The following is a 21,761-nucleotide window of genomic DNA, read 5'->3' as shown; positions in this document are numbered from 1 at the left end:
GTTACGTCGGCCAGCCGACGAAACTTTGCCTAACGGACCCGCTCGTAGGCGAGCGCCAGCACCCCGGCCGGGCCGGCCGCCTGGCGCGCGATCGTCCACCCGACCTCCGGCAGCCCGTCCTCGAAGAGCCGCGGGCCGCCGCCGAGGAAGACCGGGAAGACGGTCAGCGCCAGCCGGTCGACGAGGTCCGCGGCCAGCAGCTGCTTGATCACGCTCGGGCTCGAAGGCACCAGGATGTCGCCGCCCTCGCTCGCCTTCAGCTCGGCGACCACCTCGGCGGCCGGGCGGTTCTCGACCGTGGTCCGCTCCCACGGCGCTGCGCCGGGCGTTGGGTCGAGCGTCGAGGACAGCACCACCTTGTCCACGCCGACCAGCCACTTCGCGAAGCCCACGTCGCGCGGGTCGGCCCCTTCCATGTCGATGACCGAGGGCCAGAAGCCGAGGAACCCCTCGGCGTTCACGCGGCCCAGCACCGCGGTCGTGGCCGGCTCCCAGAGGCTGGTGAGGTGGTCGCGGGCGACGTCGGTGACGGCGTAGGGCATCACCCAGCTCATGTCGAGGTGGTTGTCGGGCATTGCGTAGCGGCCGTCGAGCGAGACAGCCAGGTTGGTGACGACCCTGCGGCCGCGGTTCTGCTCGGTCACGTCAGGCTCCTGTCGGGTTGGTGTCGGTGGTGGTGTCCTGTGCCGTGAGCAGCGCGGCGAGCCTGTCCAGGCTCTGGCCGAAGCCGAGCTCGATGCCGGCGACGAAGTCGGCCGCGTGGACGGTGCTGCCCGAGATGCGGTAGCCGACGACGAGCCGCGTGCCGGGCCCGGCAGCGCCGAGCTCGAGGGCCACGTGGGAGGTGAAGGCGGCGCTCCCGTCGGGGAGCAGCGGAGAGAGTCGGTAGGCGAGACGCCGAGCCGGCACGACGTCGTCCACGACCCCCTCCGCGCGGCCGGCGACCTGGTCCGAGCCGTCGGTGTCCTCCCGGTCGCGGTACTCCAGGACGATCCGTCCGCCGGGGTGCGCATCGAAGACCAGCTCGAAGACGCGCAGGTCGTCCGGGGTCCACCAGCGCTCCAGGAGGGAGACGTCGGTGAGGTGGCGCCAGACCACCTCCGGCGGGGCTGCGAGCGCGCGGTCGAAGTCGAACGACCGGTCGTCCGCCCAGCCGTCCCGCTGCGCGGCCAGCCGCTCGGCCTCGAGCTGCAGGCCGTAGCGGTCGAAGGCCTCGCGGGCACCGCCGAGCGCGTCGGCGGAGTCGGCCAGCCGGCCGAGCTCGGTCGCCAGCGCGCGCAGCGGCTCGGCGCGCAGCGCATAGATCCGCCGTTGGCCCGAGCGCTGCGAGCCGACGATGCCGGCCCGCTCGAGGGTCTGCAGGTGCTTGGTGGTCTGCGGCTGACGGGCCCCGGCGAGCTGGGCGAGCACCCCGACGGGTCGCGGCCGCTCGGCCAGCAAGGTGACCAGCCGCCAGCGGGCCGGGTCGGCCAGCGCGGTGAGGGTCGCGTCCATGACCACTAGTATTCGCAAACACGAATATTCGTGTCAAGGAATTATTCGACGATGACGAAAGCCCGGCGGCTCGTGCGAGCCGCCGGGCCTCCGCTCGGACTGTCAACGGGTCAGTCGGTGACCACCGCCTTGAGGACGTCGACCTTCGCCGCGGCCCGGGCCGGGCCGAGCGCCGCGACGACGCCGGCGACCGCCGCCACCGCCACGTAGATCGCGATCTGGGCGACCGGGATCGAGATCGACTTGATCCCTTCGTCCTTCAGGACCTGCGACATGGCCAGGCCGATGCCGATCCCGAGCCCGGCGCCGGCGACGGCACCGATCAGCGAGATCACCGCGGACTCCCAGCGGACCATCGCCCGGACCTGGCCGCGGGTCATGCCGACCGCACGGAGCAGGCCCAGCTCCCGGGTGCGCTCGAAGACCGAGAGCGCCAGGGTGTTGACGATGCCCAGCAGGGCGATCATCACGGCCAGGGCGAGCATCACCGTCATGAAGGTGAGCAGCTGGTCGATGAACCCGGCAGCCTCCTTCTCGAACTGCGACCGGTCGAGGACCTTCGCGTCCGGGTGGTCGGCCAGGGCGGCCGAGATGTCGTCCTGGACCTCGGCCCGGTCGGCGCCGGCCGCGACGGTCACGAAGGCACCGGTCACGAGCTGCGGACCGGCCAGCGCCTCCTGAGCGGCCCGGCTCACGACGAAGTCGTCGCTGATCCAGCCCTTGCCCTTGTAGACCGCCGCGATGTGCAGCCGGTGGGTGCCGGTCTCGACGAACTCCGCCTTCACGGTGTCACCGACCTGCCACCCGTGCGCCGCCGCGACGGACTTCGTCACCATGACGTCGTCCGCCCCGAGGTCGGCGAGCGAGCCCTGGGTGACACCCACGTTGAGCACCTCGCCGGCGGTGTCGGGGTCGATCGAGGAGTAGCCGGTGTCCTTGCCGTCGAAGCGGGCCATGCCCCACCCGGTGGCCGATACCTTGTCGACGCCGTCGGTGCCCGCCACCGCGGCCAGGACCGACGGGCTGTAGCCCGGCGCCTGGGCGCTGGAGGTGACGACGTAGAGGTCGGCGTCGACCTGGTCGGACAGGACGTCGCCGAACGACGCCTTCAGGGACGAGGCGAAGACACCCATGCTCACGACCAGGGTCAGGCCGATCATCAGGGCCGCCGCCGTGGCGGAGGTACGCCGCGGGTTGCGGCTCGCGTTCTCCTTGGCCAGGTCGCCGGGCACGCCACGCAGCCGCAGCGGGGTGGCGATGACCGAGGCCAACGGCCGGACCACGGCGGGCAGCGCGATGATCACGCCGACCATCGCGGCCGCGAGCCCGAGGCCGAACACCGGCATCCCGGCGTCGCCGTACAGTGCGCCGAGCAGGCCCGCGGCACCCGCGGCCACGACGACCAGCCCGAGCACGGTGCGCCACTTCGAAGGCTTCTCGGCGCCGGGAGCGGACTCCCGCAGCGCCTCGATCGGCAGCACCTTGGTCGCCCGCCTGGCGGGCACCAGGGCCGAGAGGACCGTGACGCCGACGCCGACCGCGAGCGAGATCCACAGCTGGCCGGCCTCGATCTGCAGGGTGGTGAACGGCAGGGCGAGGCCCACGGAGTCCATCAGCACCTTGAGACCCTTCGCGACGGCGATGCCGAGCCCGAACCCGGCCGCCGAGGCGAACACGCCGAGCCCGACCGCCTCGAGCAGCAGGCTGCCGAGGACCTGGCGCCGCTTGGCGCCGATCGCCCGCAGCAGCGCGATCTCGCGCGACCGCTGGGTGACGGTCATCGTGAAGGTGTTCCAGATGATGAACGAGCCGACGAACAGCGCGATGCCGGCGAAGATCCCGAAGATGATCCCGACGACCTTGAAGTTCTCCTTGGTCGCGTCTGCGTTCTCCTTGGCGACCGCCGCCCCCGTGACCGCCTCGGTGCCGGTGGGGATCACCTTCGACAGCCGGTCGGCGAGCTCGGCCTGGCTCACACCGCTCTCGGCGCTGACCAGGATCTGGTCGTAGGTGTCGGGCGTGCCCAGCACCTGCTGTGCCGTCGCCGGGTCGAAGTACGCCGACGTGGTGCCGCCGAGGTCCTTGATCCCGTCGCCGTAGCCGACCGTGCCGACGACGGTGAACTCCTGCGTCGGGCCCTGGAACAGGACCTTGATGCTGGAGCCGAGCGGGATGTCGTGCTTCTCGGCGCTGGTCGCGTCGATCGCCACCTCGCGGGCGTTGGTCGGGGCGTGGCCGCTCAGCAGCTCGACATCACCGCGGAGCTCCTCGTCGGACGGCATGCTGTAGCCGTTGGTCGGGGCGCCTCCGTTGGTGGTGACGGCCTTGCCACGGGTGTCGGTCAGGAGGGCATACCCCTGGACCGAACCCTCGGCGGCACGGACGCCGTCGACCTGGCGGACCTGGTCGAGGACGGCCGCGTCGATCGGGCCGCGGTTGGTGCCGACGCCGTCGGTCTGGGTGTACGGCGCCTCGGTGCGGACCACGGCGTCGGTGCCGGCGCCGATCTTGCCGAAGAGCATGTCGAACGCGACGCCCATGGTGTTGGTGAGGATCAGCGTGCCGGCGAGGAGGGCGACGCCGAGGGCGATCGACGCCGTCGTGAGGAGGAGGCGCAGCTTGTGCGCCACCATGCTGCGAAAGGTTGCGGTGAACATCGTCAGGCCCCCAGGTTCTTCATGTAGTCGAGGACGTCGTCGGCCGAGGGTGCGTGCATCTCGTGCGCGATCTGGCCGTCGGCGAGGAAGAGGACCCGGTCGGCGTAGGCAGCAGCCTTCGGGTCGTGGGTGACCATCACGACGGTCTGACCGAGCTCGTCCACCGCGCTGCGGAGGAAGCCGAGGAGCTCGGCGCCGGAGCGCGAGTCGAGCGCGCCGGTCGGCTCGTCGGCGAAGACGATCTCCGGCCGGGATGCGAGCGCCCGGGCCGCGGCGACGCGCTGCTGCTGGCCGCCGGACAGCTGTGCCGGCCGGTGGTCGAGGCGTTCGCCGAGGCCGACGGTCTCCACGATGGAGGCGACCCAGTCCGGGTCCGCTCGCCGGCCGGCGATCCGCATCGGGAGGACGATGTTCTCCGCGGCGGTCAGGGTCGGGAGCAGGTTGAAGGACTGGAAGATGAAACCGATCCGGTCGCGCCGGAGCTTGGTCAGCCTGTTGTCGCGCAGCGAGGTGATCTCGGTGTCGCCGAGATAGACCTCGCCGGACGTCGGGCGGTCGAGGCCGGCGAGCACGTGCAGCAACGTCGACTTGCCGGAGCCCGACGGACCCATGATGGCCGTGAAGCGGCCTCGGTGCAGGGCCACGGACACGTCGTCCAGAGCGGCCACCGTGGCGTCCCCGGCGCCGTAGCGCTTGGTGACGTTGACGGCGCGAGCCGCGGGTGCCGTGGTGACGGTCGTGGCCTGCTGGGCGGTGAGGGTGGTGAGGGACATTTCTGGTATCTCCTTGGTCGTTTCGCCGTCCGGTCCGGGCGGCGTACGACGAGCACACCGCAGCGCGGCGCCGCCGACGATCGGGCCGGCCGCACCGCCGGCGGCGCTGGCCGATCGGTGCAGGGGGCTGACCCGTGCGGACAACCCCACCCCCGGGGTGGGGCCAGCGCCCTCCCGCCCTCGCCCTCGAGCGAGCAGACTGCGGGCATGAGGTGGCCCTCGGCCCTGCGACGCAGGACCCGTCGGGAGTGGCTGTCCGCGGGCCTGGTGCTCGCCGGCCTGGTCGCCTTCGTGGGCCTGACCTTCCTCGTGGTGGTCGTCGGCGGCGGCCTCCTCATCGGGCACACCTCCACGCCGCACGTGGGCCTCTCCGTGGTCGCGACCGCGGTGGTCGCCCTGGGGTTCGACCGGGTGCTGACCCGTCTGGAGGCGCTCGCCGCACGCGTCGTGCACCGGGGCCGGCCCGCACCGTACGACGTGATGCGACGCTTCGCCGGCGCGGTCGGCAGCGTCGGACCGGCCGAGGACCTGCCACTGCGGATGGCCCGGCTGCTCGCCGAGGGCACCGGCGCGGAGTGGGCCCAGGTCTGGGTGGCCGTCGACGGACAGCCGGTGCCCGCGGCCACCTGGCCACCCGAGGCACGGGCCCAGCTGGAGGCCACGCCCGGCTGGGACCCGGGCACGAGGTGGCTCCCGGTGCGCCACGGCGACGAGGGGCTCGGAATGCTGGTCCTGCGCGAGCGGGCCGGTGCGCCGCTCACCCCGGTCGAGGAGAGGCTCTTCGCAGACCTGGCCGCCCAGGCCGGGCTCGTCCTCCGTGGGGCCCGACTGCGCGCAGCGCTCGAGCAGCGGCTGGGTGAGCTCTCGGACCGTGAGGAGGAGCTGCGCCGCTCCCGCGAACGGCTCGTCGACGCCCAGGACGACGCCCGCCGCCGGCTGGAGCGGGACATCCACGACGGGGCCCAGCAGCACCTGGTCGCACTCGCGGTCAACCTCCGGTTGGCCGCGACGCTCGCGGTGGCCTCACCCGAGCGGGCCGAGGCGCTGCTGGCGGCGCAGGAGGACGCGGCCGAGGACGCGGTGGCGACCCTGCTCCAGCTCTCGCGCGGGATCTACCCGCCACTCCTGGAGGAGGCCGGCGTCGCGGCCGCACTGCGCGCGGTCGCCGGAGAGGGCGTTGCCGTGGTGGAGCGCGGGACCACGAGGTACCCGATCGACATCGAGGCGGCGGCGTACTTCTGCTGCCTGGAGGCGATCCAGAACGCCGCGAAGCACGCCGATGCGGCATCCACCCGGGTCGAGGTCGACGCCGGCCCGGACGCACTGGTGCTCACCGTCACCGACGACGGCGGGGGCTTCGACCCGGCGCAGGTGGCGGCCGGCACTGGGCTCGCCAACATCCGGGACCGGGTGGACTCCGCCGGAGGCACCCTGCAGGTCACGTCCGGCCACGGCCGGGGCACCAGGGTCCGCGCCGTGATCCCCTGCCACCGTCCGGTGAGCGCCGAAGAGGTGAGCTGACGTGCTGCGCCGACTCGCCTGGACACTTGCCGCCATCGCCACGGTCCTGGTCGCCACCGACGTCTGGATCTCGGCGCAGGCGATCTCGCTGACCTCCGAGACCGCGGTGGCGGTGCACGGCTTCCCGTTCGTCCACGGCGCCTGCATCGGGTGCGCGGTGATGGGAGCCCTGATCGTCTCCCGCTACGAGCGCCACGCGATCGGCTGGCTGCTGACCACCGTCGGCGTCGTCACCTCGAGCTCCCTCCTCACCGAGGCCTACGCCTACTGGGTGCAGGAGAGCGACGGCCCGGACACCCCGGTGCTGGCGAGCGTGAGTGCCTGGGTCGCGCAGGTGTTCGGCGGCCAGCTCGTGATCGCCCTGCTGGCCCTGATGTTCCTGCTCGCACCCGACGGCCACTTCCTCTCGCGGCGCTGGCGCACCGTCGCGCTGGTGCCCCTGGGGGGCGCGCTGCTGTGCCTGGTGGCGCTGTTCATGGTCGACCCGAGGGAGTACCGGCTGATCGTCGCCGACGACGAGATCGACCCGGCCCGCGCCGTCCTGCTCAGCGTCGGCTTCCTCATGATCTGCGTGGGCATGGTCCTGGCGCTGGTCTCCATGGTCCGTCGCCTCCGGGGCAGCACCGGCGAGGTGCGTCAGCAGCTGCGCCTGATCGCCCTCGCCGCCGCGCTGGCAGCGCTCGGCCTGGTGATCCTCGGCACGTTGCAGGCGGTCAACGGTGGTGAGCAGACCTGGGCGTCCGGTGTCCCGCTCTACGTCGCCTTCCTCCTGATGCCGATCCTGTTCGCCGTCGCGGCGCTGCGCTACCGGCTCTACGACCTGGACGTGATCATCAACCGGACGGTGGTCGTGGCCGCGGCCGCGGCGTTCGCGGCGGTCGGCTACACCACGCTCGTCGTGCTCGCAGGCCAGCTGGTCGAGGGTCGGACGGGCGGGTTCTGGCTCTCGCTGCTCGGCACCGCGGTGGTCGCCCTCGCCTTCCAGCCGCTGCGCCGGGTCGTGGTCCGGTTGGCCAACCGGGCGGCGTACGGCGCGCGCGCCCAGCCCTACGAGGCGCTCGCCGACTTCAGCCACCGGTTGTCCGAGGCGCCGGACCCGGACGACCTGCTGCCGGCCGTCGCCGAGGCGGCGGCTCGCGCGGTGTCGGCCCGAGGAGCGAGGGCCACGCTGGACATCCCCGGCGGCCCGCCGGCCTCGGGGACGTGGGGCTGGTGGCCGTCCGCACCCGAGGCCGTGCCCGACGAGGTCGTGCCCGTCCGCACCGAGGGAAGGGAGCTGGGCCGGATCGCAGTCGTCCTCCCTCGCGGCCGCAGCCTGCGTGGCTCCGAACTTCGGCTCCTGGACGCGCTGGCCGACCAGACGGCGGTCGCGTTCGGCAACACGGCGCTGGCCGGCGCCCTCGCCGACCGGGTCGCCGAGCTCGATCGCGCAACGCGGCTGCTGGCCGGGTCACGGATGCGGCTGATCGCTGCCGACGACGCCGCGCGCCGTGCCCTCGAGGCCGCGATAGCGCGCAACGTGCTCCCGTTCCTGCAGTCGCTGCCCGGTGAGGTGAGCCGCGCGCGCTCCGCGGTGGCCGAGGGCACCGACCCCGGCCTGGACCGGCTGGTCGACGGCACCAACGCTGCGCTGGAGGCGCTGCGCGAGCTCACTCGCGGCGTGTTCCCTTCACAGCTGGTCCGCTCCGGGCTGGTGCCGACCCTCCAGTCGCTGGTCGCACGGGCCTCGGGCGGCGCCGAGCTCGTCGTCGGCGTGGCAGCCGGTCGCCGCTACGCCCCACGCGTGGAGGCCGCGGTCTACTTCTGCTGCGCCGAGGTCCTGCGCGCCGGCGACGGCCCGGTCTCGGTCGAGCTCGCCGAGGACGCCGGCCGGCTCGTGCTCCGGGTCTCGGGAGCGTCCGGCCGCATCGACCGCCAGGGCGTCGAGGACCGGGTGGAGGCTGTCGGCGGCCTCCTCACGGTGGCCGACGGCATGCTCGCGCTCTCCATCCCCGTCGTCGGGGCCCCGGCCGAGCAGTCAGCCCTCGCCCCGGACCCGGGTGGCCTCCTGCCAAGCGGCTGAGAGCCGGTCCGGGCCGAACGCCCCCTTGGGGATGTAGGTCGCCGCACCACCCCGGGCCGCGCCGACCTCGTCCTCGTCGTAGGTCGACAGCAGGAACACCACGGGTCCTCGCCCGTCGGCGCCGAGCCGCCGGGTCGCCTCGATCCCGTCGATGCCGGGCAGGTTGACGTCCATGAGCACGAGGTCCGGCGCCAGGTCGCCGGCCATGACCAGCGACTCCTCGCCGGTGGTGGCGGACCCGACGACGACGAAGCCCTCGGTCGCGTCGACGACGGAGGCCATGGCGCGGCGGAAGGGCTCCTGGTCGTCGACGACCAGGACGCGCACCTCACGCACGGCAGACCTCCTCATGGCTCAATACTCCCCGGCCGGCGCAGCGGAGGCAGTGGGGCTAGCCACACGCCGGCACGTGCTGCCCGGCGTCACCGTCCCGGAGCACCGCCGGTCGACTCGAGGTAGGCGAGCACCGCCATGACGCGGCGGTTCACGTCGGACTCGTTGACCAGCCCGAGCTTCTGGAAGACCGAGCCCACGTGCTTCTCGACCGCGCGTTCGCTCATGTAGAGCGCCTTCGCCGTCGCCGCGTTGCTCCGGCCGGTCGCGAGCTCCCGGAGGACCTCGAGCTCACGCTCGGTCAGCCCGCCCAGCGCTGAGCCGGTGTCGGTGCCCTTCCGCGCGAGCAGCCCCTCGACCACCTTGGGGTCCAGGGCGGACCCGCCCCGGGCCACGTCGTGCAGCGCGCGGACCAGCTCGTCGACCTCCGTCACCCGCTCCTTGAGCAGGTAGCCGAGCCCCTCGACACCGTCGGAGAGCAGGTCGAAGGCGTAGTCCTCCTCGACGTACTGCGAGAGGACCACCACGCCGGTCTCGGGGTAGTCGGCCCGGATCCGCTTGGCCGCGTCGATCCCCTCGGTCGTGAAGGTCGGTGGCATCCGGATGTCGGTCAGCACGGCGTCGGGTCGGTGCAGCACGACCGCCCGGAGCAGGGCGTCCGGGTCGGCCACGGTCTCGACGAGGTCGACCTCGGCGGTCTCCGCGAGCAGGCCGGCCACCCCCTCGCGCACGAGGTAGTTGTCGTCCGCGAAGACGACGCGCACCGTCATGGCGCTCACTGTAGGGCGCAGGGACCTCAGGCCGCTCGCAGCCGGCCGGTGGCTGGATCCACCGGTCGCCGCCTCGCGAGCGATGCAACCGGGAGCAGGAACCAGTGCCGGCGCAGGCAGCCGATCCTCGCGTGCTCCACCGGCCCATCGGTGCTCTCCATGACCGCACGCCACTGCACCTCGGCCAGTGCGCCGCACTCGGGGCAGAGTGTCGTGTCCATGCACATAGGTGCGCGCAGCACCCCGCCGAGATACATCCAGGCGGAACCAGCGCACAGTCACTGCACCTTCAGCGAGCTCCTCCCCTGGCTGCCGCCGCCCTGGACGGTCGACGTCGTGAAGGCGCCGTCGACGCTGCCCGCCACGTCGGTGACCACGACCCCCATCTGGAACGGCGTGCCCGGCTTCAGGCCGGGGAAGGAGATCTGGAAGTCCTCCGTCACCTGCACCGACTGGTCGGCCGGCTCGAGGTCGAAGCTCTGGTCGGTCGGCACGATGTAGTAGGGCGTGAGCCGCCCGCCGTCGAGCGTGACCGGTGCGCTGCCGCCGGTGCCCGCCTGGGAGACCGTCACCCCCTGGATCTCGCCCCGCGAGCTGAGCAGCAGCCGGAACTGCACGTCGGTGGTCTGCCCGTCCGCGGCTGTGTACGACGCGTAGAAGGTGCCGATCAGGCCGCCCGACTGCGCCTGGTAGATCGAGGACACCGGCAGCCCGCGCCCGCCGCCGCCGTTGCCGACCGCGGTGACCTGGTAGCTCCACGCACCCTGCACCTGGTCGCGACCGCCGGCATCGAGGTAGCCGGGCAGGTCGATGACCAGCGTCTGCCTGCCGGCGATCGAGGTGAAGACCTGCGTCTCGGCGCCGGTCACATTGGCCGACTGGCCGTCGCCGAGCTGGCCGGCGACCAGGATGCCGTCCGGTCCCTGCTCGAGGATCGTCGCGTCCGGCGTGGTGAAGTGCGCGGAGTGGTCCTGCTGGCCGGTCGCGGCTCCGGTCTGCGCGAGGTAGGACGAGACGAACTCCTCCCAGCCGGGCGGGCCGATGTGCTGGTCGACGTACTGCTGGGCGAAGGTGGTGAACTTCGGGAAGTAGACGCTGAGCCCGGTCGCCTGCTGGGTGGCCTGCCGGGTCACCTGGGTTTCCACGGCCTGGTCGAGCGCGGCGAAGACCGCGTCGCGGGCGACGGCGACGTCGTCGGGGACGTCCTGGAGGTGGCGCAGGAAGTCGCCGAGGTCGACGAGGTCCTGCGGCCCGACCTCGGGGTCGAGCCCCTTCACGAACTCCAGCGCTGCCGTGCGGGCCCTGCCGACCTCCGGCGCGATCTGCGCCATGTGGGCCGACGCGGCGTCGGCGAAGGACTGGACGGCCGCGTCCAGCCGCGCCATGGCGTCACCGTCGACCACGGAGGCCGCGGTGAAGTTGCCCCAGCCCTGGGGGCCGCCGTCGGCGTACCGGCCGTAGGCCTCGTTGTTGATCCGCCCCCACTCGGCGCCGGACACGCCCTGGCCGAGGGCCAGGATCGCGTCCGTGCTGAGCGTCGCGTCGCCGAAGGTGACCTCCTCCGAGCCCGCCATCGCCTTGGCGAACGGCGCCAGCGCCGAGGCGACCTCGTAGTTGGACATCAGGCACGCGTCGTGGTCGATCACCTCGAACCGGTCGATCCCCGCCGCCTGCAGCCCGGTGAGGATCCCCTCGCGCATCGCGGCGATGCTCAGGTGCGCCTGGCCGGGCGGGCCGGTGTCGTAGTAGCCGCCGGCCACACCTGACCCGTGGTCGGAGAGGACCAGTCCGTACTTGTCGGCCGGGAACCGGTCGGCCGCCTCCTCGATGAAACCCGACAGCACGCTCGGCCGCCCCATGGACACCTCGCCCAGGTCGCGGACCTCGTTCCACTTGTTGTCGCCGAGCACCAGCAGCTTGGCGGTCGTGAACGGCGCCACGCCGGGCAGCGTCGCCCGCGGGTAGCCCGGGTCGCTCTGCTCCGGCAGGTCGACCAGCGCGACGACGTTGACGTTCGCCATCGGCGGCAGCGCTGCGAACGCTGCGAGGTTGCGGATCATCTCGTCGGCGATGTTCACCGTGTCGGCGACGTCGTAGATCATCAGGGTCCAGTCGGCCCCGGTGTCGTCGGCCCCTGCCGACGCTGCGACCACCCTCGGCGCGGCCGCGGCGGAGGCCGCGACCAGGGCACCCGCCGTCAGGCAGGCCGCGCCCGCGACGAGAGCGGCCCACAGCCTCCGGCCGGCGCTCACTGGACCTGCCCGGAGGTGAAGGCCGTCGCACTGTTGCCGGCCGCGTCCTGGACCACCAGCCCCATGTCGAACCGGGTGCTCTTCGGCAGCTTCACGAAGCCGACCGCGAGGTCGTTGGTCACCGTGACGGTCTGGTCGGAGAGCGCCGGCTCGTAGCCTCCCGAGGACGGCATGAAGACGTAGGGCGTGATCGTGCCGCCGACCTCGAGCGAGACCCCCGCCGACGACCCGGAGCTCGCGTCGACGACGCTGACGCTCTGGATGTCGCCCTGGCTGCTCAGCAGCTCACGGAAGCCGACGTCGCTGACCGCGCCGTTGGGCGCGGTGTACTGGGCGAAGAAGATGCCGAGCAGGCCGCCGGACTGTGCTTGGTACTGCGCCGTGGCGGGCGCGACTCGCTTGCCGTCGGTCAGCGCGGTCAGGGCGTAGTTCCAGACGCCCTGCACCTGTCCCGGCCCGCCGGCGTCGAGGTAGGCCGGCAGGATGATGCCCAGCGCGTGCTCCTGCCCGCCGAAGTCGGTGAAGACGTAGGTGTCGGCACTGGTCGCGTTGGCGCGGGTGCCGTCGGTGAGCTGCCCGGCGATCTTGATGCCGGACGCGTCGGCCTGCAGCACCTGGGCCTGCTGGGAGACGAACTGGACACCCTGGCCGGTGCTGCCCTGCGACGAGCTCGCGCTCTGCACGAACGCCTCCACGAGCTCGCGCCACCCCGGCGGCTCGGTGCCGTCGTTGAGCACGTCGGTGTTGACGAACCTCGGGTTGGCCGGCAGGTAGACGTTGATGCCGGTGGCCTGCTGGGTGCCCTGCCCGGTCGCCTGCGTGGTGACCGCGCGGTCGACCGCGGCGGAGACCGCGTCGCGGGCCACCGCGACGTCGTCGGGGACGTCGGTGAGGTGCTTCATGAAGTCGCCGAGGTCGACCAGGTCGGCGGACTGGCCCTCGGTCCCCGGGAAGCCGGTGACGAACTCGAGCGCCTGCGCCCGGGCCCGGGCCAGCGAGGTCGTGATCTCGTCCATGTGCGCGATCGCGGCCTGGCTGAACGACTGCATCGCCGCGTCCAGGCCGGCCACCGCGTCGCCGTCGACGACGGACATCGCGACCAGGTCGCGGTAGGCCTGGCCGCCCGGCGAGGTCGCGATGGTGTCGAGCAGGTCGACATATCCCTGGACGAAGCCGTTCGCGACCGCCTCCCCGTCACCGCCGTCGGCCATCGGGGGGAACGACGCGGGGGCCAGCGGGTGGTCGATCATGATCTCCTCCGAGCCGGCCAGCCATCTGCTCAGTGGCGCCAGCGCGGAGACCGTCTCGTAGTTCGCCATCAGGCACGCGGCCTGGTTGATCACGTCGAACCGGTCGATTCCGGCCTGCGCCATGCCGCTGATCAGCCCCTGCCGCATCAGTGGCACGGTCAGCGCCTGGGTGCCGGGCGGTCCGGTGTCGACGTACCCGCCGGTGTTGCCGCCGCCGTGGTCGAAGAAGGTGAAGCCGTAGTGCCTGGCGGGGAACCTGTCCGCCGCCTCGGCGACGAAGCTCGCCAGCGTGTCGGGCCGCCCCATCGAGACCTCTCCGAGGTCGCGGACTTCGTGGTACTGGTGGTCCTGCAGCACCAGCAGCTTGGCGGTGCTGAAGTCGCCGACGCCCGCCACCGGCGAGGTGGGCGCGTCGGTGTCGGTCGCCTCGGGGAGGTCGAGCAGGACCACGACGTTGACGTCGGGGTCGTCGGGAAGCTGCGCGATCTCGTTGAGGTTCTCGACCATCAGCTGCGGCACCGACATCGTGTCGCCGACGGCGTAGACCATCATCGTCCAGTCGGCGGCCGACGCCTCGTCGGCGGCGTCGGCGACCGCCGCGCCGGTGGTGCCCAGGCCGGTCAGGACGACGGCCGTGCCGGCCGCCACGAGGGCGGCCAGCCCGGCCGTTCGCCGTCCGGCCCGGGGGAAGTGGATCCGCACCGGGTGTGTCCTCCGTGTGTCGTCGGGTCCGGTCAGAAGCTGCCGACCAGCGAGTTGAACATCTGCTCGTAGCCCTGCAGCAGGGGGCTGTTGTCGTCGTCCAGCGCACCCTGCTGGTAGAGCGTGAACGCCGTGACGCCGGTGCCGTCCTGGAGCAGGAAGTAGTACGCGAAGCCCTCGACCGGCAGGGTGCCGTTCTGCTGGGTCGCCAGGGTGCCCTGGAAGCCGAGCAGCACGCACTGCACCACCGACGAGCTCGGGATCTGCATCTCCTGGGGGTCGCTGACCGCGAGCTCCTGGATGCCGAGCGACTGCAGGCCGTTCAGGTGGTTGGTGACGACCGTCTGCATGTCGGTGGGCGGCGGGGTGGTGTAGGCGAAGAACAGGCCGCCGTCGCCGTAGACCTGGACGAACCCGTCCTCCTGGACCTCGACCTCGTAGCCGTCGGGCAGGTCGAAGCCGATGTCCCCGCTGACCGTGACGTGGCTGCCGCCGGTCGGGACGCCACCGATGCCACCACTGCCGCCGGTGTCCGGCGCCTCGGTCGTCCCGGTGGACGGCCCCGTGGTGAGGTCGGCGGAGGCGAACTGGCCGAAGCCCTTGGCCGCCGACGGCGCGGTGCCGGACGAGGCGCCCTCGGACGCGTCGGGGGTGGGACCAGGTGCTGGGACCGGTGTCGGCGCCGGGCCGGTCGTCGGACCCGACCCGACCTGGGTCTGCAGGTCGATCGGCGAGGTGCTCGGCGGCTGCTTCTCGTCGGCGGCCGCCGCGGCGGCCGCCTGGCCGACCACACCCGCGACCACGATCGTCGCGGCCACGACACCGACCACCAGCGCGGTGCGCTTGTTGTCCTGGGGCGCCACGCCCTCCGGTGTCGGGTTCAGCGACGGCCTGACCGGCGCCGCGGCGACCGGCTCGCCGGCCTCGTCGAGCACGGGCGCGGTGTCGTCGACCCGGTTGCGGGAGCGGGTCACCTTGCTGCCGGCCCGCACCGCCGTGCCGCAGGCCACGCAGAAGTTCGCGCCCGGCAGCAGCGGCATCTCGCACGAGGGGCAGTACGCCGTCCCGTGCGCGGTGTCCTTGAGCTCTCCGCCGGTGGCCGCGGCCTCGAGCGCAGCCTCCAGCACCGCGAAGTGGAGCAGGTAGCGCAGCCGCACCACGAGCGCCGCGGCGACGAGCGCCCCCCAGACCAGGCCGATGACCGCGCCGGTGGTGCCCTCGATCCGGGCGGAGAAGAACAGCCCGGCCTGGAACGCGATGTTGGCGATCAGAGCCTCGGCGAGCCCGCGGAAGTAGGCCGGCTTGAACCCGTCGTAGCCCTCACCGAGGCCGGAGTAGCTCGCCACCGCGATGCCCGTGGCCGCGCCGTAGACGATCGGCTTGACCACCGCGGCCGAGAGGATCAGCGAGACCCAGAAGCCGGCGTTGGGTGAGTCGACGTGGCCGAAGTCGCTGAACAGGCCGCGGTTGACCACGATCGTCTCGGCCGCGGCGTAGGCAGCGCCGGCGGCGACACCGAAGGTGAGCCCGTCGATCATGTCGTCGAACTGCGGACGGCCCGCCAGGATCAGCGGCCCGACCTCCTTGAGCACCTCGCTGACGATCGGCACCAGGAGCACGAGCACCAGCAGGCTCTGCCAGCGGATGCCGCCCGAGCCGTTGCCGTCGAAGTTCAGCGAGGAGATGTTGCTGTCGAGGATCCCGGCGTGCCAGAGGAAGGTGAAGCCCACGCCGAGCGCGGCGGCGGCCCCGATCGCCCCCAGCACGACGCCGATGGGCTGGTCCTCCCACTGGTTGACGTCGTACATGTAGACCACATAGATCGCCGGGACGACGACCGCGGCGGCGACGAACGCGAAGGCCAGGAAGCCGAGCGCGCCGGCCACGACCGGGATGAGGATCCCGACGCCGAGCGCCCACCGGTAGGTCTGCGGCGCCGAGCCCGAGGCCAGCGGCATCAGCGACGTCACGAGGTTGAACGACGCGACGGGCTCGCCGGGCTGGAGCGCGTAGCTCTGCCGCCGCTCACCACCGGCACCGGTGCCGGCGCTGAGCTCGGCCCCGGTGACGGGGTCGAACCGCGCACCGAGAGGTGCGAGCGGGGCACCGCCCGAGGGTGTCTCAGGTGTGGTGGTCACGATTCCTCCTGCAGGTGTCGGCCGACGTCACAGCGTGCTGGCCAGCGTGTTGAGCATGGTGTTGTAGCCATTGAGCAGCTTCGACTTGGGCTTGAGCGCGCCCTTGCCGTAGAGGGCGAACGCCGTCGCGCCGGTGCCGTTGGTGCGCACGAAGTAGTAGGCGAAGCCCTCGACCGGGATGGTGCCGCCCTGCTGCGTCGCGAGCAGCCCACGGAAGTTCAGCGTCGCCGCGCCGTTCACCCCGCTCAGCTGCACCGACTGGGGCTGGGTGATCTGCAGCTGCTGGACACCCATGTTCGCGATGCCGTTGAGGTTGTTGGTGATCAGCTTGGTGAGCGTGGTCTTCTTCGGGGTCAGGTAGGCGAAGAAGTAGCCCTTGTAGCCGAAGACCTGGATGAACCCGTCGGCCTGGTCGACGATCCGGAAGCCCTTCGGGACCACCATCAGCACGCTGTCGTTGCTGCTCAGCTGCTGGATGCTCGCGGCCGAGCCTGCTGCGTCGAGGCTGCGACCCTCGGCGGACCCGTCGCCGCCGAGATGGACGGCCGGGGTCCTGTTGAGCTGGTCCTCACCGGCCGACTGGTCGATCGTGACCGGGGTCTCCGCCGGCGGGCTCTCGTCGCCCTCGTTGCTCGCCGCCGAGGCCGCGGCCTGCCCGATCACACCGCCGACCAGGATGACGGCCGCGACGACCCCGACGACCAGCGCGGTCATCTTGTTGTCGTGGGGCGCCACCCCCGCCACCGCCGGCCGGAGCGATGGCTGCACGGTCGCCGGGTCGGCGTCCTCGGTGCGGTTGCGACCCCGGGTGACCTTGCTGCCGGCCCGCACCGAGGTGCCGCACACGACGCAGAAGTTGGCCCCGGCGACCAGCGGCATCTCGCAGGACGGGCAGTACGCCGTACCGACCACCGCGTCCTTGAGGGTGGCGCCGCCGGACACCGCCTCGAGTGCGGCCTCGAGCACCGCGTAGTGGAGCAGGTAGCGCAGCCGCACGACCAGCACCGCCGCGACCAGCGCACCCCACACCAGCCCGAGGACGGCACCGGCCGTGCCCTCGACCCGGGCGGTGAAGAACAGCCCGGCCTGGAACGCGATGTTGGCGACCAGCGCCTCGGCCAGGCCGCGGAAGTAGGCCGGCTTGAACCCGTCGTAGCCGGCACCCAGACCGGAGAAGCTCGCCACCGCGATGCCGGTGGCCGCGCCGTAGACGATCGGCTTGACCACCGCCGCCGAGAGGATCAGCGAGACCCAGAAGCCGGCGTTCGGGGAGTCGACCTGGCCGAAGCTCGAGAACAGGCCGCGGTTGACCACGATCGTCTCGGCCGCGGCGAACGCCGCGCCGGCCGCGACACCGAAGGTGAGCCCGTCGATCATGTCGTCGAACTGCGGCCTCCGGGCCAGCAGGATCGGCCCGACCTGCTTGAGCACCTCGCCGACGATCGGCACGAGGAGCACCAGGACGAAGAAGCTCGTCCAGCGCACGCTGCCCGAGCCGTGGTCGTCGAAGTCGACGGTCGCGAGGTCGTCGCCGAGCAGCCCGGCGTGCCAGAGGAAGGTGAACCCGACCCCGAGCACGGCGGCGGCCCCGATCGCGCCCAGCACGACGCCGACGGGCTGGTCCTCCCACTCGTTGACGTCGTACATGTAGACGACGTAGACGGTGGGCACCACGAACGCGGCGGCCACAAACGCGAAGGCCAGGAAGCCGAGCGCGCCGGCCACGACCGGGATGAGGATCCCGAGCCCGATCGCCCAGCGATAGGTCTGCGGGGCGGTGCCGGAGGCCAGCGGCATCAGCGACGTCACGACGTTGAACGACGCCACGGGCTCGCCCGGCTGCAGGGCGAAGCTCTGCTTGCGTGGGGTGCCCGGGCCGGTGCCACCACTCAGCTCGGCGCCCGTCATCGGGTCGAACCTGGCGCCCGCGGGCAGCTCGGGCGACGTCGAGGAGCCCTTGGAAGTCTCGGACATTTCGGTCAGCGCACCTTCTCCTCAGCGCTCTGCTCGAGGCGCGCGCGACCCTGCGACGATCCCCTCACAGATGCTCTCCACTCGGGGGGCCGAGATCCCCATGTTCCTTGCTCCGCAGCCGACGATGCCGGCGGCTGCCTGAGTGTGCCGTGTTGCCGGATCACCGTAAATGACCCGTTCGCGTGATCTCGGACGCGAAACGGGTCATTCCGGTTCCGATCCGGACCATCCGGGTCGCGCAGTGCCGCGGCCCGGGCGTGATCGTGGCGGGCGGCGTGTCCCGGTCCCCAGAGACACCTGTCCTGAGCCGCCCGGGACCCGTCTCCAGCGGGAAGTTACCGAGAAGTAGGATTCGTCTCACCGACGACCCGGTGCGCCGCGGTGCCCGTAGGCTGCCGCAGGCGGGCAGACCCTGGCGCTGCGGGTACAGGGTCGCCGTACTCGACACCGGGAAGAGAGCTGGGGCAGTGGATCTGTGGGTGCTGATCTTGGGGCTGGTGATGCTGGTCGTCGCGCTTCCCGTGGCCGGGCGCCGGGTGCTCTTCCTCTACCGGCTGGTGATGAGCGGCCAGCCGGCGCCGGACCGGGTAGAGCACGTCACCTCGAAGCTCGGTGAGGCGGTCAAGAACCAGGTCGTCGAGGTCTTCGGACAGAAGAAGCTGCTGAAGTGGACGGTGCCGGGCGCCGCGCACTTCTTCGTCTTCTGGGCGTTCGTGATCCTGGGCACGGTCTACCTCGAGGCGTTCGGGATCCTCTTCTCCCGCAACGAGCAGTGGGCGATCCCGGTGATCGGCCACTGGGACCTGCTCGGGTTCGCCCAGGACACCATCGCGCTGCTCGCGCTGGCCGGCATCGTCGTCTTCGCCGTGATCCGGCTGCGGAACCGGCCCGAGCAGCTCGGCCGCAGGTCGCGCTTCTCGGGGTCACACCTCGGCGGCGCCTGGCTGATCCTCTTCATGATCTTCAACGTCATCTGGACGATGTTCCTGTTCCGCGGCGCCGCGGCGGCGAACGGCAACCTCCCCTACGGCAACGGTGCCTACGCCTCGCACGCTGTCGGCCACCTGTTCGACGCGATGTCGCCGGACAGCCTCGACGCTCTCGAGGGCGTCGGGCTGCTCCTGCACATCGGAGTCATGCTCGCGTTCCTGGTGATCGTCCTCAACAGCAAGCACCTGCACATCTTCGTGGCGCCGCTCAACATCCTTTTCGGCCGCCACCCCGTCGCCCTGGGCGCGGTGAAGCCGCTGATGTCCGAAGGCAAGCCGGTCACCCTCGACGACATCGAGGACATGGACGAGAACACGACTCTGGGCATCGGCTCGATCGAGGACTTCTCCTGGAAGGGGATCCTCGACTTCGCGACCTGCACCGAGTGCGGCCGCTGCCAGTCCCAGTGCCCGGCGTGGAACACCGACAAGCCGCTCTCTCCCAAGATGCTGATCATGAACCTTCGCGACCACGCGTTCGCGAAGGCGCCGTACCTCCTGGCCGACGAGGGCGCTCGCGCCTCCCTGCCGCAGGCGGTGCTCGACGAGGCGGACCGGCCGCTGGTCGGCGAGACCGAGGGGCTCGCCTGGGAGCCCGAGGGCGGTGCGGTCATCGACACCGACGTGCTGTGGTCGTGCGTGACCTGCGGCGCCTGCGTCAACCAGTGCCCGGTCGACATCGAGCACGTCGACCACATCGTCGACATGCGCCGCTACCAGGTGCTCGTCGAGTCGAGCTTCCCATCCGAGCTCAACCAGCTGTTCAAGGGGATGGAGAACAAGGGCAACCCCTGGAACATGTCGCCCACCGCGCGGATGGACTGGGCCCAAGGGCTCGACTTCGAGGTCAAGGTCGTCGGCGAGGACGTCGAGTCGCTGGACGAGGTCGAGTGGCTGTTCTGGGTCGGCTGCGCCGGTGCCTACGAGGACCGCCAGAAGAAGACCACGCGCGCCGTGGCCGAGCTGCTGCACCTGGCCGACGTGTCGTTCGCCGTACTCGGCAACGGCGAGACGTGCAACGGCGACCAGGCGCGCCGGGCCGGCAACGAGTTCGTCTTCCAGGGGCTGGCCCAGCAGAACGTCGAGACGTTCAAGGAGTACAAGGTCAAGAAGGTCGTCTCGACCTGTGCGCACTGCTTCAACACGCTGAAGAACGAGTACAAGGACTTCGGCATCGAGCTCGAGGTCGTCCACCACACCCAGCTGCTCAACCGGCTGGTGCGCGAGGGGAGGCTGACCCCCGTGCGCGAGGGCGCCGGTGCCCACAAACGGACGATCACCTACCACGACCCGTGCTACATCGGCCGCCACAACGGCGTCTACTCACCGCCCCGCGAACTGCTCCAGGTCCTCCCCGGCGCCGACTTCGTGGAGATGCCGCGCAACTCCGAGCGGTCCTTCTGCTGCGGCGCCGGCGGCGCCCGGATGTGGATGGAGGAGAACATCGGCACGCGGATCAACTCCGCGCGCACCAGCGAGGCGGTCGCGACGGGCGCGGACCAGATCGCGGTCGGCTGCCCCTTCTGCCGGGTGATGCTCTCCGACGGCCTCACCGCCGCCATCGACAAGGGCGAGGCGCGCGAGGAGGTCGAGGTCCTCGACGTCGCACAGATGCTGCTGGCGTCGGTCAAGGGCGAGGTGGCCACCCGTCAGGCACCCGTCGCTGCCGGGCCCGGAGGTGGCGGTACGGCGCTGAAGGAGCGGCCGGTCGAGACCAGGGCCGAGCCCGAGCCGGGCGACGAGACCATCACCGCGGACACGGTCACCGAGACGTCCGAGGCATCACCCGCCGCGAAGGCCTCCGGTGGTGGCTCGTCGCTGTTCGACGTCGGCGACTCGGCGCCGGCGGCCGACGAGGCACCGGTCGCGAAGGCGTCCGGAGGCTCGCTCTTCGACGTCGAGGCCCTCGAGGAGGCTGCTCCGGCCGAGCCCGTCGAGCCCCCCGCAGCCACCTCGTCAAGCGGCTCGCTCTTCGACATCGAGACTCCCGAGCCCGAGGCCGGGACCACGACCGACACCACGCCGGTCGAGCCTGTCGAGACCCCCGCAGCCGAGGCACCCACCGACCCGGACACCGCGACCGAGTCCTACAGCGGCTCGCTGTTCGACATCGAGGCTCCCGAGCCCGAGGCCGGGACCACGACCGACACCACGCCGGTCGAGCCTGTCGAGACCCCCGCAGCCGAGGCACCCACCCAGCCGGACACCCCCGCCGAGTCCTACAGCGGCTCGCTGTTCGACATCGCCGCCCCCGAGGTGGTGGAGCCGCCTGCCGAGCAGGAGCCCGGGCCAGCACCCGAGGGCGAGGCGACCGCACCGGACGACGAGCCGGCGCCGGCGGAGCAGCCGACCGAGCGGGAGCCGGAGGACCAGTCCGGCGAGGAGAAGCCCAAGCCCACCTCCTCCGGCGAGACACACACGCCGAAGACCGACGTCGACATCGACGACTCGGGCTCCCTCTTCGATCTCTGATCTCCCACGGTGGCTGAGGTGCGAGGCGCCCCAGCGCCGAGCCTCGAAGCCAGGCGACCCCGAGGCCGGGACCGACGCGGGCGCCTACCCTGCGGAGGTCTCGACAGGCTCGACCAGCGGCGGACCACCACGGTGGCTGAGGTGCGAGGCGCCCCGGCGCCGAGCCTCGAAGCCAGGTGACCCGGTGCTGGGACCCACCCCGGCGCCCACCCCGCGGAGGTCTCGACAGGCTCGACCAGCGGCCGACAGCAGGCGCCCACCCCCCGGAGGTCTCGACAGGCTCGACCAGCGGCGGACCACCACGGTGGCTGAGGTGCGAGGCGCCCCGGCGCCGAGCCTCGAAGCCAGGTGACCCGGTGCTGGGACCCACCCCG

General features: G+C 71.9%; 14 protein-coding genes. 3 read left to right on the top strand and 11 right to left on the bottom strand.

Annotated features, from left to right (window positions below; all coding sequences use genetic code 11):
- Positions 1-29 precede the first annotated feature (29 nt).
- The 4 genes from VFV89_RS23480 to VFV89_RS23465 all read right to left on the bottom strand — a co-directional run bounded on the left by VFV89_RS23480 (position 30) and on the right by VFV89_RS23465 (position 4,924).
- Positions 30-644, bottom strand: coding sequence for a dihydrofolate reductase family protein (locus VFV89_RS23480; RefSeq protein ID WP_329708416.1), 615 nt, complete (start codon positions 642-644; stop codon positions 30-32).
- 1 nt (position 645) lies between these two features.
- Positions 646-1,494 (bottom strand): metalloregulator ArsR/SmtB family transcription factor, encoded by an 849-nt coding sequence (locus VFV89_RS23475; protein ID WP_329708415.1) that lies wholly within the window; start codon positions 1,492-1,494, stop codon positions 646-648.
- A gap of 110 nt (positions 1,495-1,604) precedes the next feature.
- Positions 1,605-4,127, bottom strand: coding sequence for an ABC transporter permease (locus VFV89_RS23470; RefSeq protein ID WP_329708414.1), 2,523 nt, complete (start codon positions 4,125-4,127; stop codon positions 1,605-1,607).
- 26 nt (positions 4,128-4,153) lie between these two features.
- Positions 4,154-4,924: an ABC transporter ATP-binding protein gene (locus VFV89_RS23465; RefSeq protein ID WP_329708413.1), complete on the bottom strand. Its 771-nt coding sequence runs from the start codon at positions 4,922-4,924 to the stop codon at positions 4,154-4,156.
- A gap of 207 nt (positions 4,925-5,131) precedes the next feature.
- Here VFV89_RS23465 and VFV89_RS23460 point away from each other — a divergent pair, with 207 nt between their 5' ends.
- Together VFV89_RS23460 and VFV89_RS23455 are read left to right on the top strand one after the other, a co-directional pair.
- A complete protein-coding gene (locus VFV89_RS23460) occupies positions 5,132-6,445 on the top strand; it encodes a sensor histidine kinase (RefSeq protein WP_329708412.1) in 1,314 nt (437 codons plus the stop codon).
- 1 nt (position 6,446) lies between these two features.
- Positions 6,447-8,507 carry a hypothetical protein gene (locus VFV89_RS23455; protein WP_329708411.1) on the top strand — a complete coding sequence of 687 codons (2,061 nt, stop codon included), beginning with the start codon at positions 6,447-6,449 and terminating at the stop codon, positions 8,505-8,507.
- On the opposite strand, the gene VFV89_RS23450 is transcribed toward VFV89_RS23455, so the two are convergent.
- The 7 genes from VFV89_RS23450 to VFV89_RS23420 all read right to left on the bottom strand — a co-directional run bounded on the left by VFV89_RS23450 (position 8,463) and on the right by VFV89_RS23420 (position 17,926).
- On the bottom strand, positions 8,463-8,843 hold the full coding sequence (locus tag VFV89_RS23450; protein WP_329708410.1) for a response regulator transcription factor: 381 nt from the start codon (positions 8,841-8,843) through the stop codon (positions 8,463-8,465). The genes VFV89_RS23455 and VFV89_RS23450 overlap by 45 nt on opposite strands.
- 86 nt (positions 8,844-8,929) lie before the next feature.
- Positions 8,930-9,610 (bottom strand): response regulator transcription factor, encoded by a 681-nt coding sequence (locus VFV89_RS23445; RefSeq protein WP_414690422.1) that lies wholly within the window; start codon positions 9,608-9,610, stop codon positions 8,930-8,932.
- Between the two features lie 26 nt (positions 9,611-9,636).
- The gene (locus VFV89_RS23440) at positions 9,637-9,831 is read right to left on the bottom strand and encodes a hypothetical protein (RefSeq protein ID WP_329708409.1); all 195 of its coding nucleotides are present in this window, start codon (positions 9,829-9,831) and stop codon (positions 9,637-9,639) included.
- A 57-nt stretch (positions 9,832-9,888) separates the two neighbouring features.
- Entirely contained in the window at positions 9,889-11,862 is a 1,974-nt protein-coding gene (locus VFV89_RS23435; RefSeq protein ID WP_329708408.1) for a clostripain-related cysteine peptidase, read from the bottom strand.
- Entirely contained in the window at positions 11,859-13,814 is a 1,956-nt protein-coding gene (locus tag VFV89_RS23430) for a clostripain-related cysteine peptidase (RefSeq protein ID WP_329708407.1), read from the bottom strand. The genes VFV89_RS23435 and VFV89_RS23430 overlap by 4 nt, the downstream gene beginning before the upstream one ends.
- A gap of 32 nt (positions 13,815-13,846) precedes the next feature.
- Positions 13,847-15,952 (bottom strand): hypothetical protein, encoded by a 2,106-nt coding sequence (locus VFV89_RS23425; protein ID WP_329708406.1) that lies wholly within the window; start codon positions 15,950-15,952, stop codon positions 13,847-13,849.
- Positions 15,953-15,979: 27 nt separating this feature from the next.
- Positions 15,980-17,926, bottom strand: coding sequence for a PrsW family glutamic-type intramembrane protease (locus tag VFV89_RS23420; protein ID WP_329708405.1), 1,947 nt, complete (start codon positions 17,924-17,926; stop codon positions 15,980-15,982).
- 479 nt (positions 17,927-18,405) lie between these two features.
- Between VFV89_RS23420 and VFV89_RS23415 the strand changes: the two genes are divergently transcribed.
- The gene (locus VFV89_RS23415; RefSeq protein ID WP_329708404.1) at positions 18,406-21,387 is read left to right on the top strand and encodes a heterodisulfide reductase-related iron-sulfur binding cluster; all 2,982 of its coding nucleotides are present in this window, start codon (positions 18,406-18,408) and stop codon (positions 21,385-21,387) included.
- The last annotated feature ends 374 nt before the right edge of the window (positions 21,388-21,761 follow it).

Origin of the sequence: Nocardioides sp., from assembly GCF_036274455.1 — a bacterium.
Classification (GTDB): domain Bacteria; phylum Actinomycetota; class Actinomycetes; order Propionibacteriales; family Nocardioidaceae; genus Nocardioides.
This window is presented reverse-complemented; position numbering and strand designations above follow the sequence as displayed.